Source organism: Saccharopolyspora sp. NPDC002578 (assembly GCF_053592695.1).
Map to the genome: position 1 here is coordinate 64210 of NZ_JBSFWJ010000017.1, position 15552 is coordinate 79761.

The window sequence follows — 15552 nt, forward strand, 5'->3', positions numbered from 1 at the left end:
ACATGTCCCAGACGGATCCGATCAGCGCGCTCGCCGAAGCGGACCCCAAGAAGATCGGCGAGGAGGAGTTCGTCGCGCTGCTCGAAGCGGCATCGACCCAGGCCTCCAATGGCACCGCAGACCTCAGCGCCCTGCGCCCCGAGCAGTTCGCCAAGCTGATCTCCCGCGCGTCCGCGAAGCAGGTCGAAGCGGTCATGGCCCGCCCCGAACTGCGCGTGCAGGTGCTCGACGAGGTCTTCCGCCGGATGAGCGAGCACTTCAAATCGGACAAGGCCCGCTCCACCGAGGCCGTCGTGCGCTGGCGCATCGGCACCGACGAGCAGGACACCGTGCGCTACGAATCCGTGCTCTCCGGCGGTACCTGCACGGTGAACAAGGAGCCGCAGCACGACGACCCGCGCGTCACCATCATGATCACTCCGGTGGAATTCCTCAAGCTGGTCTCCGGCAACGCCTCGGCCCCGGTGCAGTTCATGAGCGGGAAGCTGAAGGTCGCCGGCGACGTCGGATTCGCCGCGGGACTCACCAAGCTCTTCCAGATCCCCAAGGCCTGATCCGCCCCCACGGCTGAGAACCCGCGGCGGCCCGCGGTCGTTGCTCCGCCGGGAGGGGACAACCGGAATCGCCGCCGCGCCCGCCCCGTCGACCGCCAGGGTCGAGGTCGCGCACCCTCCACCACCGCGTCACGCACTCCGCCACGAACTGAAGGATTTTGATGAGCTTCTCCCTGGAACTGAGCGAAGAACACACCGACCTGCGCGATTGGGTGCACGGATTCGCTGAGAAGGTCATCCGCCCGGCCGCGGCGGAGTGGGACGAGCGGGAGGAGACTCCCTGGCCGATCATCCAGGAGGCCGCCAAGGTCGGCCTCTACGGCTTCGAGACCATCGCGACCTTCTGGGCCGACGACACGGGCCTGTCGCTGCCCATCGCCAACGAAGAGCTGTTCTGGGGCGACGGCGGCATCGGCATGGCGATCTTCGGCACGACGCTGGCCGTCGCGGGCATCTTCGCCGCGGGCACCCCGGACCAGATGGCCGAGTGGGTGCCGCAGTGCTACGGCGACGAGGACGACCCGAAGGTCGGCGCGTTCTGCTCCTCGGAGCCGGCCGCGGGCTCGGACGTCTCGGCGATGCGCACCCGCGCCGTCTACGACGAGGCCAAGGACGAATGGGTACTCAACGGCCAGAAGGCCTGGGCCACCAACGGCGGCATCGCCAACGTGCACGTCGTGCAGGCCGTCGTCGACTCCTCGCTCGGTTCGCGCGGGCAGGCCGCGTTCATCATCCCGCCCGGCACCAAGGGCCTGGAAGCTCCCAGCAAGATCAAGAAGCACGGGCTGCGCGCCTCGCACACCGCCGACGTGTTCCTCGACGACGTGCGGGTGCCCGGCAGCTGCCTGCTCGGCGGCAAGGACAAGCTGGACGAGAAGCTCGCCCGCGCCCGCGAAGGCGGCGGGAAGGGCGGCGGCCAGGCCGCGATGAAGACCTTCGAGCTGTCGCGGCCCACCGTCGGCGCCCAGGCGCTCGGCATCGCGCGCGCCTCCTACGAGCACGCGCTGGAGTACGCAAAGGAGCGCGAGACCTTCGGCAGGCCGATCATCGACAACCAGTCGATCGCCTTCACCCTCGCCGACATGCGCATGGAGATCGACGCGGCGCGGCTGCTGGTGTGGCGCGCGGCGTGGATGGGCCGCAACGACGTGCCGTTCACCGCGGGCGAGGGCTCGATGTCGAAGCTCAAGGCCGGCCGGGTCGCGACCTGGGCGACCGAGCGCGCCATCCAGATCCTCGGCGGCAACGGCTACACGCGGGAGTTCCCCGTCGAGCGCCTGCACCGCGACGCGAAGATCTACGACATCTTTGAGGGCACCGAGCAGATCCAGCAGCTCGTCGTCGCCCGCAACATCTCCGGCCGCCACATCCGATGAGCCGGTAGGCCGGTCTCCGGTGCGAAAGCCCCTGACGTCGTGGACGTCAGGGGCTTCCCGCCGTCGTGACCGGTCAGTCGTTCCACCGGGCGAGCACGTTCTTGACCCGCGGGACCGCGGCGTTGAAGTGGCTCCACGGGATCACTCCCGCGTGCTGCAATTTCCCCACGAGCACCGCCGGGTGGACTCCGAGCCGAGCTGCTTCCGCCTCGACCGCGGCCTTCGAAATCCGGCCCGTCGTAGCGAACCGCCCGGGGATCGCCCAGTCGGCGGCGACCGAATCCGCGTCGCGCTCCTGTTCGGTGTCGGCGGCGGTGCCCAAGTCCACGTCGATGGTGTAACCGCTGGTCACGTGCCCCAGGTGTACGTGCGCGATCTCGTGCAGAACGGTGAACAGGACACCGTCGAACCTGCCGCCGCGTCCGGAGATGCCGATCACCGGGCCCCGGTCGTCGCAGAAGGCGACACCGTCCATCTTGCCGCCTCGGAACGAATCGACGTGGACCAGGCGAACGCCGACCTCGGCGAGCAGCGCGGGAAGCGTCGACAGCGCGGCCGGTGTGATCACGGTTCGCGTCAGGTGGCGGCCCAGCGCCGCCAGCCCGTCCGGGGCGAACGGTTCGACCGGCCGATCGCGCGCCACCGCGCGAACGCAGCCCACCCAGCTCAGTTGCGCGGGTGAGAGGGCTTCCGCTTCTTCCACGCGCCGCGCGGCGACCGCGAAGGTCGGCGTCTCCTCCGGCGAGCTGATCCCGAGGAGGGCGCACACGGCGTCCTCCTGGGCGTCGATGTCGTCGCCCTCCGGTGCGAAACCTCGCTTGCGCAGTTCCGTCAACGGGGCGATACGGCGAAGCCTCGCGCGGCGTGCGACCTCGCTCAGCCGATCCGCGAGGGGCTCTCGCCGGAGCTTCCACAGCCGGTAGGTGTCCTGGAGGCCGAGCCAGGTCTCCGGTGTGGTGTCGGTCGCCGCGGCGATCTCGGTGGCGGTTTCCGGAGTGATCTCCTTGTGGTTGTTGAGGATCTGGGACACCACCTGTGGGGGGCGACCCAGGATCTCGGCGAACTCGGCGCCGGTCAGCCCGCGCGCGTCGAGCTCGTCGCGCAGGTACTCGCCGACCGGGAACGCCTCGGCCGGCCGCGACGCATCGATGATCTCCATGCCGCCTCCTCTCAGTGGTAGTCCACGACTTCGACGACCACGACGAGCTTCCCGTCAGCGTCGGTGTCGAAGAGCAGGATGAGCCGCCACTGATCCGTCAGCCGGATCGAGTGCTGACCGGACCGGTCCCCCTTGAGCTTCTCGAGCCGCAAAGCCTTGTGCCGTCGCAGTTCCAGCTCGGTCGGCACCGCCGCCAGCAGTCCGACCTTCTTGCGGAACGCGCGGATGAGTTCCGGGCCGAACCGGGGTGCGCGGAAGTCGTGATCCACGTAGAGGCGACGCAGGTCGTCGTCCTTGAACACAAGCCGCAACCATGCGCTCCTCCCTTCACCCTAGGGGTGATACGAGACTACCTCGAATTGGGCGGGAGCTTAGGTCGATCGCGAGCCGATGTGGGCTTCCGCTGCCGAAGGCGACCCGAACGATGAGTCGGGTGACTTCTGATCAAGCCCGGGGCTCGGATCGGGTCAGGGCTGCGGGGCCGAGTTGATGTTGGTGATGGTGACCGGGCCGGGGACCGTCGCGCCGTTCCACGGGAGGGTCACGGCGTAGGGGGCGACCGGGCCGGGGAACGAGATCTCGACGCCGCCGGGGGTCGCGCCGGGGATGCTGTTGCCGGTGTTCGGGTCGGTCACCGGGTAGCTGAACGCGGCGGTGGCGGGGTGGTCCTCGTCGATGCGGACGTCCTCGGCGCCGCCGCTCGGGCGCGTGGTGGGGATGTGGGCGGAATTGCCCTGCACGTCCAGGAATTCGAGGCCGGGGGCGCCGCCGAGCAGGCAGCTCGCGCCGGGCTTCGCGGTGAACCGGACGTCGCCGCCCTCGTGCATCATCGCGTGGTCGAGCGGGCCGATGGTGACGTCGACCTGCTCCGGCGTGCAGTACTCGTCGTAGTTCGGGTGGTCGCTCGGCATGGCCTGGGCGGTGCCCGCGAACGAGACCGCGGCGAGCAGGGCGGATCCGGCGATGGCGGCGATCTTGGCGCGCTGGGTGCGGAACATGGAACTCATCTCCCCGGTGTCGCCGTGCGATCCCCCCGACGGGGACCGTTGACCGTCACGGCCACACGTTCGAGTGATGTTCGGGAGCCCCTCCGCGTTGACTCGGTGTGATGCGGAACACGGCATCGAGTTCTTGCGGTGGCCCGGAATCCCCGCTGACGAGGGGTTCGCGGGAGCGGGCGCGCGAGGTTGCCGGAGCGTGGCGATCGCCACTCGGGGAATGACCGCAGCGGCCTCGATGTTGGAATGTGGGATGGAAACCTCCAGGGGTGTGCACCCTCGCGAGTGGCGCGAGGCATCATGGACTCACCCGAAGGAATGAATATCGGTGGTCGGCGCGAGGCGAACGGTCTAGTTCGCGTTTGATCGGCACGGTGAGCGCGTGGGCTCCACCGGGCCGTCGGCTGTCAGAGCCGAATCGCGCCACGAGCTCGGCGCCGCACGGGTGCCGGCTCGATCTCAGCAACACGGCTTCGAGAACGAAACGGGAGGGCGAAGCGGTGAACAAGCCCGATCCAGGTACGCCGATCTTCGGCGAGCTGAACAACGAGCTCGGCGGTCTGCCGGACATCGACGTGCACGAGTTCGACTCGCACAGCTTCGACTTCGGTGGCGGTTCGGCCGAGTCCGACGGCAGCGGCGCCGCCGCCGCACCCGCCGCCCGGCAGAGCGCGAACACGGCCGCCAAGGCGAGCAAGGGCGGCCGCGGAGGCGGCCGCCGCCGCAAGGAGGACTGATCGCCCGTCCCCGACCTGCGGGAACGGGGACCGGTAGCCGCGTGCGGAGCTGGGGGCGGCGCACGACGACAGCAGTACCGCGCACGACGGCCGGGGTGAACGCGCTCAGCGCTCACCCCGGCCGTCGTCGTCAGCGGATCAGTACGTGATGGCCAGGCTCGGGTCGGCCAGCAGCGCGCCGACGTCGGCCAGGAACTGCGAACCCTGCTGGCCGTCGACGACGCGGTGGTCGAAGCTCAACGCCAGCTGGCACACCTTGCGCGGGACGACCTGCCCGTCCACCACCCACGGCATGTCGCGGATCGCGCCGAACGCGAGGATCGCGGACTCGCCGGGGTTGAGGATCGGGGTGCCGGTGTCGACGCCGAACACGCCCACGTTGGTGATCGTGATCGTGCCGCCCGCCATGTCGGCGGGAGTCGTCTTCCCCTCCCGCGCGGTGGCGGTCAGCGCCTCCAGCGCCGCTGCCAGCTCGCGCAGCGACATGCCGTCGGCGTCCCGGACCTTGGGCACCACCAGACCGCGCGGCGTCGCCGCCGCGATGCCCAGGTGCACGTAGTCCTTGTAGACGATCTCCCCGGCCTGCTCGTCCCAGGTGGCGTTCACGTCCGGAGTGCGCCGCGCCGCCAGGCACAGCGCCTTCGCGGCGAACGCCAGCGGCGTGACCTTCACGCCCTGGAACTCCGGGTGCGACTTGAGCCGCTGCCGCAGGTCCATCATCGGCGTCACGTCGACGGTGAGGAACTCCGTGACGTGCGGTGCGGTGAACGCGCTCTGCACCATCGCCTGCGCGGTGGCCTTGCGGACGCCCTTGATCGGCACCCGGCGCTCCCGCGCGCCCGCCGGAGCGGCCGCGGCGGGGGTGACCGGTGCCGACGCGGTCTCGACGTCCTGGCGGGTGATCACCCCGCCCGCCCCGGACCCGGCGAGGGCCCGCAGGTCCACGCCGAGGTCCTTGGCGAGCTTGCGCACCGGCGGTTTGGCCAGCGGCACGGAGCCGCGAGCCGACCCCCCGGCGGGAGCCGGAGCGGGTGCCGGAGCAGCGGCAGCGGCCGGGGCCGCGGCCTGCGCCGGGACGGCGGGTGCGACGGCCGAACCGGCCATCGCGCCCTGCAACGCCTGCTGCGCCGCCCCCGCGGCCGGCGCGGGGGCCTTGCGCGGGCGGCGCTTCGAACTCGTCGCCTGCGGCCCGTAGCCGACCAGCGTCGCGGTCTGCCCGTTGGTGTCGGCCTCGGCGGGAGCCGGGTCCGGAGCGGGCTCGTCGACCGCGGTGCCCTCCGGGTCGAGGTCGATGGAGATGATCGGCGTGCCGACCTCCACGGTCTGCCCCGCCTCGGCGAGCAGCTCGACGACCTTGCCCGCGTAGGCGCACGGCAGTTCCACCGCGGCCTTCGCCGTTTCGATCTCGACGAAGACCTGGTTGACCGCCACCGTGTCGCCAGGGCTCACCTTCCAGCCGAGGATCTCGGCTTCGGTGAGTCCTTCCCCGACGTCGGGCAACGGGAAGTGCTTGAGTTGCGGCATCGGAGACTCCCTCAGAAGGCCAGCGAGCGGTCGACGGCGTCGAGCACTCGATCCAGGTCGGGCAGGAAGTGCTTCTCCAGCTTCGTCGGCGGGTACGGCACGTCGAAGCCCGTCACCCGCAGCACCGGTGCCTCCAGCGAGTAGAAGCACTCCTGCTGCACCCGCGCGGTGATCTCCGAGGTGATCGACGACTCCGGCGGCGCTTCGCTGGCCAGCACGAGCCGGCCGGTGCGGCGCACCGACTCGAACACCGGGCCCAGGTCCAGCGGGGACAGGCTGCGCAGGTCGATGACCTCCAGCTCGGTGCCCTCCTCGGCGGCGGCGTTCGCCGCGGCCAGGCAGGTCGGCACCGTCGGCCCGTAGGTCGCGATCGTCGCCGCCGTGCCCCTGCGCAGCACGCGCGAAGCGAACAGCGGCGGCGGCTGCGCCTCGGTGTTCAGCTCGGCCTTCTCGTAGTAGCGCCGCTTCGGTTCGAAGAACAGCACCGGGTCGTCGCACTCGATGGCCTGGCGCAGCATCCAGTAGGCGTCGACCGGGTTCGAGCAGGACACCACCTTCAGCCCGCCGATGTGCGCGAACAGCGACTCCGGGGATTCCGAGTGGTGTTCGACGGCGCCGATGCCGCCGCCGAACGGCACCCGCACCACGACCGGCATCTTGACCTTGCCCTGGCTGCGGAAGTGCAGCTTCGCCAGCTGCGAGACGATCTGGTCGTAGCCGGGGAAGATGAACCCGTCGAACTGGATCTCGCACACCGGCCGGTAGCCGCGGATGGCGAGGCCCACGGCGGTGCCGATGATGCCGGACTCTGCCAGCGGCGTGTCCAGCACGCGGTGCTCGCCGAAGTCCTTCTGCAGCCCGTCGGTGACGCGGAAGACGCCGCCGAGCTTGCCCACGTCCTCGCCCATGACGAGGACCTTCGGGTCCTGTTCGAGCGCGGAGCGCAGCCCCATGTTGAGGCTCTTGGCCATCGTCACGGTCCGCGTCGCGTCCGGGCGGGCGCTGCCGTTGGTGACGTCGGTCCGTTCCATCGCTGGTGCGGCCATCAGTGCACACCTCCCTGCGCGGCGGCGGGCTGTTCGGCGAAGCCGTCGAGGTAGCCGAGCAGTTCGTCGCGCTGCGCCGTGACGGCGGGGCTGGGGTCGGCGTAGACCTCGGAGAAGATCCGGCCCGGATCGGGCTCGGGCATGCTGAAGCAGAACTCGCGGAACCGGGCGGCGAGCTCGTCGGACTCGGCCTGCACCTCGTCGAAGAACGCCTGGTCGGCGTCGTGCTCGCGCACCAGGTGGACGCGGAGGCGTTCGATGGGGTCCTTGAGCTTCCACGCCTCCAGCTCGTCGGAGAGCCGGTAGCGGGTGGGGTCGTCGGTGGTGGTGTGCGCGTCCATCCGGTAGGTGAACGCCTCGATCAGCACCGGCCCGTTGCCGTGCCTGCACTCGTCGAGCGCCCACTTCGACACGGCGAGGCTGGCGAGCACGTCGTTGCCGTCGACGCGGATGCCGGGGAAGCCGTAGCCCGCGGCGCGCTGGTACAGCGGCACCCTGGTCTGGCGTTCCAGCGGCTCGGAGATGGCCCACTGGTTGTTCTGGCAGAACAGCACGAGCGGCGCGTCGTAGACGGAGCCCCACACCATCGCCTCGTGCACGTCGCCCTGGCTGGTGGCGCCGTCGCCGAAGAACACCATGGTCGCTTCGCCGTCGTCGTCGCCGACCTTGCCGTCGAACTTCTGGCCCATCGCGTACCCGGCGGCGTTGAGCGCCTGGTTGCCGATGACGATCGTGTACAGGTGGAAACCGGTGCTCAGCGGGTCCCAGCTGCCGTGGTCGGTACCGCGGAAGATGCCGAGCAGTTCGGTGGGATCCAGTCCCCGGCACCAGGCGACGCCGTGCTCGCGGTAGCTGGGGAACGCCATGTCCCCGGAGCGCAGGGCACGACCGGCACCGATCTGCGCGGCTTCCTGGCCGAGCAGCGGCACCCAGATGCCGAGCTGGCCCTGCCGCTGCAGGGCGTTGCCCTCCCGGTCGAAGCGGCGGACCAGCACCATGTCCCGGTACAGGTCGCGCAGCTGCGCGGCGGTGAGGTCGATGTCGAAGTCCGGGTGCGTGACCCGTTCGCCTTCCGGGGTGAGGAGCTGAACGAGGTCAGCTCCGCCTTCACTTGTCGCGCGCAAACCGGCGATCACCTGCTCCCGTGTGGGTTTCGCTGCAGTAGCGGCAGGGGGGCCGGAGGTGACGCCGTTGTCTGGCTCGTCTGCTGGATGGGCCGGTCGCGTCCAGTGTTCCGGGGACATGCGGATCTCCTCGTGTCGCGCCGGACCGCCGCTTGTGACGACTGGGTCCGGCAGCTCCGGTCGGGGCCGCGCCGGCCAGGGTTGGGGCCATGCGAGTGCTCGACCGGAGTGGTTCGGATCGCTCCCCGCCATCCTGGCACGCGTACCGCCGATTCAGTGAGCCCTGCCACAGGGACGAAACCCGCGTGCAACGCCGCGGATCTTGTTCCCTACTGCACCGTAACCTTCGGAATTTCGGGCAAAAATCGCAGGTCATCCAAGCAATGGGGTTCCGACTAACGCTCTTGGGAAGATCGCGGTACCGATACTGCGGGCGGCCGATGATCGGTGGTTGCGAGAACACGCCATTCCGCGGTGGCGCGGGCGGCACACTGGCCCGCATGAGCGATCTCGAGGACCGCCCGCCCCCGGTCACGCTGCCCGACGAGTTCGTCCTGCTGCTGCACCGGCCCGGCGGCGGGCACCGCTGCGCGCAGGTGGACCTGCTCACCGCGGTGGCCGAGCTGGGCGAGCTGGCGCTGCGCGGCCGGGTGGAGGTGGCGGTGAGCGCGAAGCTGACGGTGCTCGACCCGCGCTCCACCGGCATCGGGTGGGCCGATGAGCTTTTGGGGCGGCTGGTGCGCAAGGCAGGCCCGAAGGGCAGGCCGGTGGAGCTGACCGGGGTGCTGCCGGGCCGCCTCGGCCGGTTCCGCGAGCACCGCGGCCTGCTGGCGGAGCACGGCGTGCTGCGGCACCGGCGGCGCAAGCTGCTCGGTTTCATCCCCGACGACCTCTACGTCCCCGCCGAAGGGGTGCGGGAGTCGCTGGTCGAGGAGGTGCGGGACGCGGCGCGGCTGCGGCGGCCCGTCGACGGGAGGCTGGCCGCGCTGTGCGCGCTGGTGCACGCCGCCGGGATCGGCCCGTCGCTGGGCTGCGGCGCGGACGAGCGGGCGGTGCTCGAATCGGTGTGGCGGGGCGACGGGCTCGGGGAGGCGGAGCTGCGCCCGCTGGCGGCGGTGTCCGCGGTGACGGCGGTGGCGGTCAGCGCCGCCGCGGCGGGCTCCGCCGGGTACTGATCGGGCCGAGCGGCCGGGAACGCGGTCCGGCGGCGGGCATACGATCGCGGCATGGATCGTTCCGCCGTGCGCACCGCCGTTGAACAGGCGTGGCAGGACTCCGTCCTGCCCAGCCTCTCCGAACTCGTCCGGATCCCGGCGGTCTCGCCGGCCTACGACGCGGGATGGGTGGCGGCGGGTCAGCTCGACGCCGCCATCGAGCACGTGCGGGACTGGATCACCGCGCGCGGCATCCCCGGCGCGAAGCTCGACGTGGTGCGGTTGCCGGAGCGCACGCCGGTGCTGCTGGTGGACGTTCCCGCGACCGCGCCGGACGCCGACGAGCAGGACACGGTGCTGCTCTACGGCCACCTCGACAAGCAGCCGCCGGTCGGCGGCTGGTCGGAGGGCCTGGACCCGTGGACGCCGGTGGTCCGCGACGGCAGGCTCTACGGCCGCGGCAGCGTCGACGACGGCTACGCGCCGTACGCGGCGATCACGGCGATCGAGTCGATCCGCGCGCACGGCGGCGCGCACGCGCGCTGCGTGCTGCTGCTGGAGACGGGCGAGGAGTCGGGCAGCCCCGACATGTCCGCCTACCTGGAACACCTCGCGGACCGGCTGGGTTCCGTGTCGCTGGTGGTGTGCCTGGACTCGGGGGCCGCCGACTACGAGCGGCTGTGGCTGACGACCTCGCTGCGCGGGGACGTGCGGGTGGGCGTGCAGGTGCGGGTGCTCGACGGCGGGCAGCACTCCGGCACCGCCAGCGGCATCGTGCCCAGCTCGTTCCGCGTGCTGCGCAGCCTGCTGGACCGCATCGAGGACTCGGCGACCGGCGAGGTGCTGCTGCCGGAGCTCAACGCGGAGATCCCGGCGAACCGGGTGGAGCAGGCGCGGGCCGCGGTGGCGGCGGTGCCCGGCCTGATCCGCGACTCGATCCCCGCGCGGGAGGGCATGCGCTGGGTCTCCGAGGACGAGGTCGAGCTGGCGCTGAACAACACGTGGCGCCCGACGGTGTCGGTGATCGGCGCGGAGGGCCTGCCGTCGCTCCCGGACGCGGGCAACGTGCTGCGCCCCTCCACGACGGTCGCGCTGAGCGTGCGCACTCCGCCGACGACCGACCCGGAGGTGGCGCTGGCGGCGCTGCGCGAGGCGCTGTCGGCGGATGTGCCCTACGGCGCGGAGGTGACGTTCCCGCTGTCGGACGGCGCGGCGGGCTGGAACGCGCCGGACACCGAGCCGTGGCTGGAGTCGGCGCTGGACGCGGTGAGCGACGACGTGTTCGGCGAGCGGTGGGCGACGATGGGCCTGGGCGGGTCGATCCCGCTGATGGGCCTGCTGCAGGGCGCCTACCCGGACGCGCAGTTCGTGGTGACCGGCGCCTTGGGGCCGGGCAGCAACGCGCACGTCCCGGACGAGTCGCTGCACCTCGAGTTCGCCGCGAAGATCACCACGGCGATCGCCTACGCGCTGGACGCGCACGCCCGGCGCTGACGAACCGGTAGGACCGCCTCGTGCCGGTCACGAGGCGGTCCCTGCGGTCAGGACTTCGGGATGATGATCCACAGGACGATGTAGATCACGAACTGCGGGCCGGGGAGCAGGCACGACAGGATGAACAGGAACCGCATCAGGCCCCTGCCGATGCCGAACCGGTCGGCGAGGCCGGCGCAGACCCCGGCGATCCGCTTGCCGTGCTGCGGGCGGGACAAGTTCATCTTCTGATTCCTCCTGTTTCGCGGTGTTCGTCCCCATCGTGGGTGATCGACTCCCGCTGCGGATCAGGGGGGACCCCTGATCTCTGCTGGTTCCGGGGCACCGGGCTCGGGGTTCGAGTGGCGTTCCCGACTGCTCCGCCACTCCATCACGCGGCGGAGGCCCGTGACGGCACCCTTCCGGCCACGACCGGGTAAGCGGAAAGTCGTACTCCGCCCCCGGTCGGGCCGGGACCGGATCAGTGCGCCATCTCGACGAGCAGACCGGGGTGGTCCGTGCCGTCGACGGGCAGGTTCTCGGTGCGCTCGAACCGGAAGTCGGCGGCGGCGAACACGTGCTGCACGCCGCCGTCGCCCTTGCGGAACCAGCCGTCCGGCACGCAGTCCTGCACGTCCGGCGTGCCGCCGTGGCTGAGGTTGAAGTCGCCGCCGACCACCGCCGGGCGTCCGGCCCGGGTCGCGGCGCCCATGAGTTCCCGGCACTGCTCACCGGCGACGTCCGGGGCGTCCGCCGACAGGTGCGTGGTGCACGCGGAGACCGCGGAGAACGGCGCGCACAGCATGACCCGCTGCTCCACGCCGCCGTCCTGGGCGGTGTAGGTCCGCTCGGTGACGGCGCCGCTGGGGGCGCCCAGGTCGGGGTGGGCCAGGATCGCGACGCCGTAGTCGCCGCGGCCGTCGGTGCACTGGTACGGGCCGCCGTCCCGGCGACCGGCCGGGGCGAACTCCGCGTGGTAGCCGGTCTCGCGGGTCATCGTGGTGATGTCGTGCGCGCAGACCTCGTTGAGCGTGACCACGTCGGGCCTGCGCTCCCGGACGGTGGCGATCCCGGAGCGCACCGCGGTGTCGTCGCCGGTGTAGCAGTCGGCGGCACCGCTGTGGCAGAGGTTCAGCTGCAGCACGTCGAACGATCGGGCCGTCGTGTCGGCGACCGCGGGCGCGGCGAATCCGGCGCAGGCGAGCAGCGCCCCGGCGGCGGCGAGCGCTCCGGTGGTCGTGCGGGGGTGCTTCGGGCGGGGTAAGCGGATGTGGGTCATCGGCATCTCCTCCTCGGCGGCGCAGTCTGCCGAAGGTGGCCCGCGGAGGGCAGCAGCCGAAGGTGCGGTTCTGCGCGCTCGACCTTCGAGGTCCCCCGGACAGCGGCACGAGTGCACGGAACGTGATCACGCTGTCGCGACTCCGAGCGGCGCAACCGGCCGGGGCCGAACAGCGCAGAACCGCATCCGGCGCATGACATCTCCCACACCCCGAGCGGCTCGGCGGCGGTGAACTCGCTGTTGACCAGGGGCGTCCAGCGCATGAAACTGAGCCTCTGCGCGGCCTGGGCGTGCGGGAATCGAACGTCGAGGACGTGGTTCGCGCACGATCTCGCCGGGTGGGGCGCGGGGCTCAACGGGGGGTTCCGCTGGGGACCTCAGCAAATTTGACAGCTTCGCAACATCGCGAGCCGGGACTTGAGCCCATTCGGGTGGCACTATCTCAGCACTCGCGTTCTCACCTACTAGGAGTGACATCGTGGCGCGTCGGACCACCTGGAGAGCTCTCGCCCTGCTGCCCGCGTTGGCGCTGACCGTGGCGGGCTGCGCGCAGTCCATCGCGCCGGTCGGTGCCGACGGCGAGCTGCAGTTCAAGGAGCCCGGCAAGCTCACCACCTGCACGCACCTGCCGTACCCGCCGTTCCAGTTCGACGAGAACGGCAAGACCGTCGGCTTCGACGTGGAGCTCGTCGACCTGGTGGCCCGCGACCTCGGCCTGCAGCAGGAGCTCTTCGACACGCCGTTCGAGGGCATCCAGTCCGGCGAGGCGCTCAACACGCGCAAGTGCGACGTGGCCGCGGCGGCGATGACGATCACCGACACGCGCAAGCAGAACATGGACTTCTCCGACCCGTACTTCGACGCGAAGCAGGCCCTGCTGGTGACCAAGAAGGCGCCGTACCAGGACCTGGCCGAGCTGCGCGGCAAGAAGCTCGGCGTGCAGCTGGGCACCACCGGTGAGGAGTACGCCACCGAGCACAAGGCCGCGCACGGCTACGAGATCGTCCAGTTCGAGGACGTCGCGCTGATGCAGAGCGCCGTGCAGTCCGGGAAGGTCGACGCCGCCATCAACGACAACGGCGTGGTGCTCGACTTCGCGAAGAAGAACCCGGACACCGAGGTCACCGCCGAGTACGGCACCGGCGAGGCGTACGGCATCGGCGTCCAGAAGGGCAACGCCCAGCTCGTCGCCAAGGTCAACGAGTCGCTGCGCAAGGCGCAGGAGTCCGGCGAGTACGACCGGATCTACCAGAAGTGGTTCGGCCAGGCCCCGAAGTGACGGTCCGAGCCGGGGCCGGGCGCCGCGCAGGCCCCGGCCCCGGCCGCTGCGCGGGAGATCGGGCCTGAGCCCGGCCGAATCCCTGCGCGGTCGCGTGATCACCTGCAAGGCTCTGAGGAAATCGGCAGCACCTGGCCGGGGAGAGTTGAGGAATGGCGACAACGGACACCGCAACGCCCGCGAAGCCGCGGATGAGCAAGCGGCAGCGCACCCGCGTGATCCGCGGCGTGCAGTACGCGGTCCTCGTGGTGGTGGTCGTGCTCGCGGCGCTGTTCGCGGACTGGCCCAAGATCGCGAAAGCGTTCTTCGACGTCGACGTCGCCGTGGCGCAGTTCCCCGACATCATCACCTCGGCGCTGCTCAACACCATCGTCTACACCGCGCTCGGGTTCGCCTTCGGCCTGGTGCTGGGCGTGGTGCTCGCGCTGATGCGGCTGTCCTCGGTGGCGCCGTACCGGTGGATCGCCACGATCTACATCGAGTTCTTCCGCGGCGTGCCCGCGCTGCTGGTGTTCATCGCGCTCGGCTACGGCGTGCCGATCGCGTTCCAGCTGGTCTTCGACATCTACTCCACGGTGATGCTGAGCCTGGGCCTGGTCGGCGCGGCCTACATGGCCGAGACGATCCGCGCCGGCGTGCAGGCCGTGCCGAAGGGGCAGGTGGAGGCGGCCCGGTCGCTGGGCATGTCCTCGGCGCGCACCATGGTCACGGTCGTGATGCCGCAGGCGTTCCGGATCATCCTGCCGCCGCTGACGAACGAGCTGATCCTGCTCACCAAGGACTCCTCGCTGATCTACCTGCTGGGGCTGTCGACCGCGCAGTACGAGTTGTCGAAGTTCGGGCGCGGCGCGCTGAACCAGTACCAGTCGCTGACGCCGATCCTGCTCGCCGGGCTCTGCTACCTGATCATCACGATCCCGTTGTCGAGGTTGTCGAGCCGCCTGGAGCGCCGCTACGGCGGAGGCCGCAGCAGCAAGTGACCGGGCGCGCGAAGCACTCGAAACCCACGACCGACGCAGTGAGGAACGCCGGATGAGCGCGATGATCGAGATTTCCGGGCTGGACAAGTCGTTCGGCTCGCTGGAGGTGCTGCGCGGCATCGACCTGACCGTGCGGCGCGGCGAAGTGGTGTGCGTGATCGGCCCGTCCGGTTCCGGCAAGTCCACCTTGCTGCGCTGCGTGAACCTGCTGGAGCAGCCCACGAAGGGCCGGATCGCGGTGGACGGCGTCGAGGTGACCGACCCGGACACCGACCTCGACGCCGCGCGCAGGCACATCGGCATGGTGTTCCAGGGCTTCAACCTGTTCTCGCACCTGACGGTGCTGGAGAACCTGACCGTGGCGCAGCGCAAGGTGCTGCGCCGCGACCGCGCCGAAGCCGACCGCGTCGCGCGGGAGAACCTGGACCGGGTGGGGCTCGCGGAGAAGGCGGACTCGATGCCCGCGCAGCTCTCCGGTGGCCAGCAGCAGCGGGTCGCGATCGCGCGGGCGCTGTCGATGAACCCGAACGTGATGCTGTTCGACGAGCCGACGTCCGCATTGGACCCGGAACTGGTCGGCGACGTGCTCGGCGTGATGCGCGGGCTGGCCGACGAGGGCATGACGATGCTCGTGGTCACGCACGAGATGCAGTTCGCGCGGGAGGTCGCCGACCGCGTGCTGTTCATGGACGGCGGTGTCGTCGTCGAGCAGGGCCCGCCCGCCGAGGTGATCGGGGACCCCAAGGAGGAACGCACCCGGACGTTCCTGTCGCGCGTCCTGGACCCCACGCACGCCGGCCCGAAGGACTGATCCCCGCGCGCCGGATGCGGTGCGTAGTCGTGATTTCGGCGTCCCGTCCCGCGAACCG

At 70.8% G+C, this 15552-nt stretch carries 16 protein-coding genes; 8 read left to right on the forward strand and 8 right to left on the reverse strand.

Going from position 1 to position 15552, the window contains the following annotated elements:
• The first annotated feature begins 2 nt into the window (after positions 1–2).
• A complete protein-coding gene (locus ACWD38_RS11295; RefSeq protein ID WP_184484144.1) occupies positions 3–554 on the forward strand; it encodes an SCP2 sterol-binding domain-containing protein in 552 nt (183 codons plus the stop codon).
• 161 nt (positions 555–715) lie between these two features.
• Positions 716–1930: an acyl-CoA dehydrogenase family protein gene (locus tag ACWD38_RS11300; protein ID WP_184484146.1), complete on the forward strand. Its 1215-nt coding sequence runs from the start codon at positions 716–718 to the stop codon at positions 1928–1930.
• A gap of 73 nt (positions 1931–2003) precedes the next feature.
• Here ACWD38_RS11300 and ACWD38_RS11305 read toward each other — a convergent pair whose 3' ends face one another.
• The 3 genes from ACWD38_RS11305 to ACWD38_RS11315 form a co-directional block, all read right to left on the reverse strand.
• Positions 2004–3089, reverse strand: coding sequence for a HigA family addiction module antitoxin (locus tag ACWD38_RS11305; RefSeq protein ID WP_184484148.1), 1086 nt, complete (start codon positions 3087–3089; stop codon positions 2004–2006).
• 11 nt (positions 3090–3100) lie between these two features.
• Positions 3101–3391, reverse strand: a complete 291-nt coding sequence (locus tag ACWD38_RS11310) for a type II toxin-antitoxin system RelE/ParE family toxin (RefSeq protein WP_343071736.1) — start codon at positions 3389–3391, stop codon at positions 3101–3103.
• A 165-nt stretch (positions 3392–3556) separates the two neighbouring features.
• Positions 3557–4096: a DUF4232 domain-containing protein gene (locus ACWD38_RS11315; protein WP_450124013.1), complete on the reverse strand. Its 540-nt coding sequence runs from the start codon at positions 4094–4096 to the stop codon at positions 3557–3559.
• Between the two features lie 491 nt (positions 4097–4587).
• On the opposite strand from ACWD38_RS11315, the gene ACWD38_RS11320 reads away from it, so the two are divergent.
• Positions 4588–4824, forward strand: coding sequence for a hypothetical protein (locus ACWD38_RS11320; RefSeq protein WP_184484154.1), 237 nt, complete (start codon positions 4588–4590; stop codon positions 4822–4824).
• A 138-nt stretch (positions 4825–4962) separates the two neighbouring features.
• On the opposite strand, the gene ACWD38_RS11325 is transcribed toward ACWD38_RS11320, so the two are convergent.
• From ACWD38_RS11325 to pdhA, 3 genes are read right to left on the reverse strand one after another with little or no spacing between them, the layout of a single operon-like run.
• The gene (locus ACWD38_RS11325) at positions 4963–6348 is read right to left on the reverse strand and encodes a dihydrolipoamide acetyltransferase family protein (protein ID WP_450124014.1); all 1386 of its coding nucleotides are present in this window, start codon (positions 6346–6348) and stop codon (positions 4963–4965) included.
• Positions 6349–6359: 11 nt separating this feature from the next.
• The gene (locus ACWD38_RS11330) at positions 6360–7394 is read right to left on the reverse strand and encodes an alpha-ketoacid dehydrogenase subunit beta (RefSeq protein ID WP_184484158.1); all 1035 of its coding nucleotides are present in this window, start codon (positions 7392–7394) and stop codon (positions 6360–6362) included.
• Complete coding sequence (gene pdhA, locus ACWD38_RS11335) at positions 7394–8638, reverse strand: pyruvate dehydrogenase (acetyl-transferring) E1 component subunit alpha (protein WP_184484160.1); 1245 nt, start codon at positions 8636–8638, stop codon at positions 7394–7396. The genes ACWD38_RS11330 and pdhA overlap by 1 nt, the downstream gene beginning before the upstream one ends.
• A 380-nt stretch (positions 8639–9018) precedes the next feature.
• Between pdhA and ACWD38_RS11340 the strand changes: the two genes are divergently transcribed.
• Positions 9019–9693, forward strand: coding sequence for a GOLPH3/VPS74 family protein (locus tag ACWD38_RS11340; RefSeq protein WP_184484162.1), 675 nt, complete (start codon positions 9019–9021; stop codon positions 9691–9693).
• A gap of 51 nt (positions 9694–9744) precedes the next feature.
• The gene (locus ACWD38_RS11345; protein WP_450124015.1) at positions 9745–11166 is read left to right on the forward strand and encodes a M20/M25/M40 family metallo-hydrolase; all 1422 of its coding nucleotides are present in this window, start codon (positions 9745–9747) and stop codon (positions 11164–11166) included.
• Between the two features lie 47 nt (positions 11167–11213).
• Here ACWD38_RS11345 and ACWD38_RS11350 read toward each other — a convergent pair whose 3' ends face one another.
• On the reverse strand, positions 11214–11390 hold the full coding sequence (locus tag ACWD38_RS11350; RefSeq protein WP_184484166.1) for a PspC domain-containing protein: 177 nt from the start codon (positions 11388–11390) through the stop codon (positions 11214–11216).
• Between the two features lie 236 nt (positions 11391–11626).
• Complete coding sequence (locus tag ACWD38_RS11355; RefSeq protein WP_184484168.1) at positions 11627–12424, reverse strand: endonuclease/exonuclease/phosphatase family protein; 798 nt, start codon at positions 12422–12424, stop codon at positions 11627–11629.
• 478 nt (positions 12425–12902) lie between these two features.
• Here ACWD38_RS11355 and ACWD38_RS11360 point away from each other — a divergent pair, with 478 nt between their 5' ends.
• The 3 genes from ACWD38_RS11360 (at position 12903) to ACWD38_RS11370 (ending at position 15494) form a co-directional block, all read left to right on the forward strand.
• Positions 12903–13703, forward strand: a complete 801-nt coding sequence (locus tag ACWD38_RS11360; RefSeq protein WP_184484170.1) for a transporter substrate-binding domain-containing protein — start codon at positions 12903–12905, stop codon at positions 13701–13703.
• A gap of 191 nt (positions 13704–13894) precedes the next feature.
• A complete protein-coding gene (locus ACWD38_RS11365; protein WP_184486017.1) occupies positions 13895–14683 on the forward strand; it encodes an amino acid ABC transporter permease in 789 nt (262 codons plus the stop codon).
• Positions 14684–14735: 52 nt separating this feature from the next.
• Positions 14736–15494 (forward strand): amino acid ABC transporter ATP-binding protein, encoded by a 759-nt coding sequence (locus ACWD38_RS11370; protein ID WP_450124016.1) that lies wholly within the window; start codon positions 14736–14738, stop codon positions 15492–15494.
• The last annotated feature ends 58 nt before the right edge of the window (positions 15495–15552 follow it).

Excerpts from the sequence above, each read along its gene's own strand:
- ACWD38_RS11295 (WP_184484144.1), top strand. The coding sequence starts at position 3 with ATGTCCCAGACGGATCCGATCAGCGCGCTCGCCGAAGCGGACCCCAAG.
- ACWD38_RS11365 (WP_184486017.1), top strand. The coding sequence starts at position 13,895 with ATGAGCAAGCGGCAGCGCACCCGCGTGATCCGCGGCGTGCAGTACGCG.
- ACWD38_RS11325 (WP_450124014.1), bottom strand. The coding sequence starts at position 6,348 with ATGCCGCAACTCAAGCACTTCCCGTTGCCCGACGTCGGGGAAGGACTC.
- ACWD38_RS11300 (WP_184484146.1), top strand. The coding sequence starts at position 716 with ATGAGCTTCTCCCTGGAACTGAGCGAAGAACACACCGACCTGCGCGAT.
- ACWD38_RS11330 (WP_184484158.1), bottom strand. The coding sequence starts at position 7,394 with ATGGCCGCACCAGCGATGGAACGGACCGACGTCACCAACGGCAGCGCC.
- ACWD38_RS11315 (WP_450124013.1), bottom strand. The coding sequence starts at position 4,096 with ATGAGTTCCATGTTCCGCACCCAGCGCGCCAAGATCGCCGCCATCGCC.
- pdhA (WP_184484160.1), bottom strand. The coding sequence starts at position 8,638 with ATGTCCCCGGAACACTGGACGCGACCGGCCCATCCAGCAGACGAGCCA.
- ACWD38_RS11355 (WP_184484168.1), bottom strand. The coding sequence starts at position 12,424 with ATGACCCACATCCGCTTACCCCGCCCGAAGCACCCCCGCACGACCACC.
- ACWD38_RS11305 (WP_184484148.1), bottom strand. The coding sequence starts at position 3,089 with ATGGAGATCATCGATGCGTCGCGGCCGGCCGAGGCGTTCCCGGTCGGC.
- ACWD38_RS11350 (WP_184484166.1), bottom strand. The coding sequence starts at position 11,390 with ATGAACTTGTCCCGCCCGCAGCACGGCAAGCGGATCGCCGGGGTCTGC.
- ACWD38_RS11370 (WP_450124016.1), top strand. The coding sequence starts at position 14,736 with ATGAGCGCGATGATCGAGATTTCCGGGCTGGACAAGTCGTTCGGCTCG.
- ACWD38_RS11345 (WP_450124015.1), top strand. The coding sequence starts at position 9,745 with ATGGATCGTTCCGCCGTGCGCACCGCCGTTGAACAGGCGTGGCAGGAC.
- ACWD38_RS11340 (WP_184484162.1), top strand. The coding sequence starts at position 9,019 with ATGAGCGATCTCGAGGACCGCCCGCCCCCGGTCACGCTGCCCGACGAG.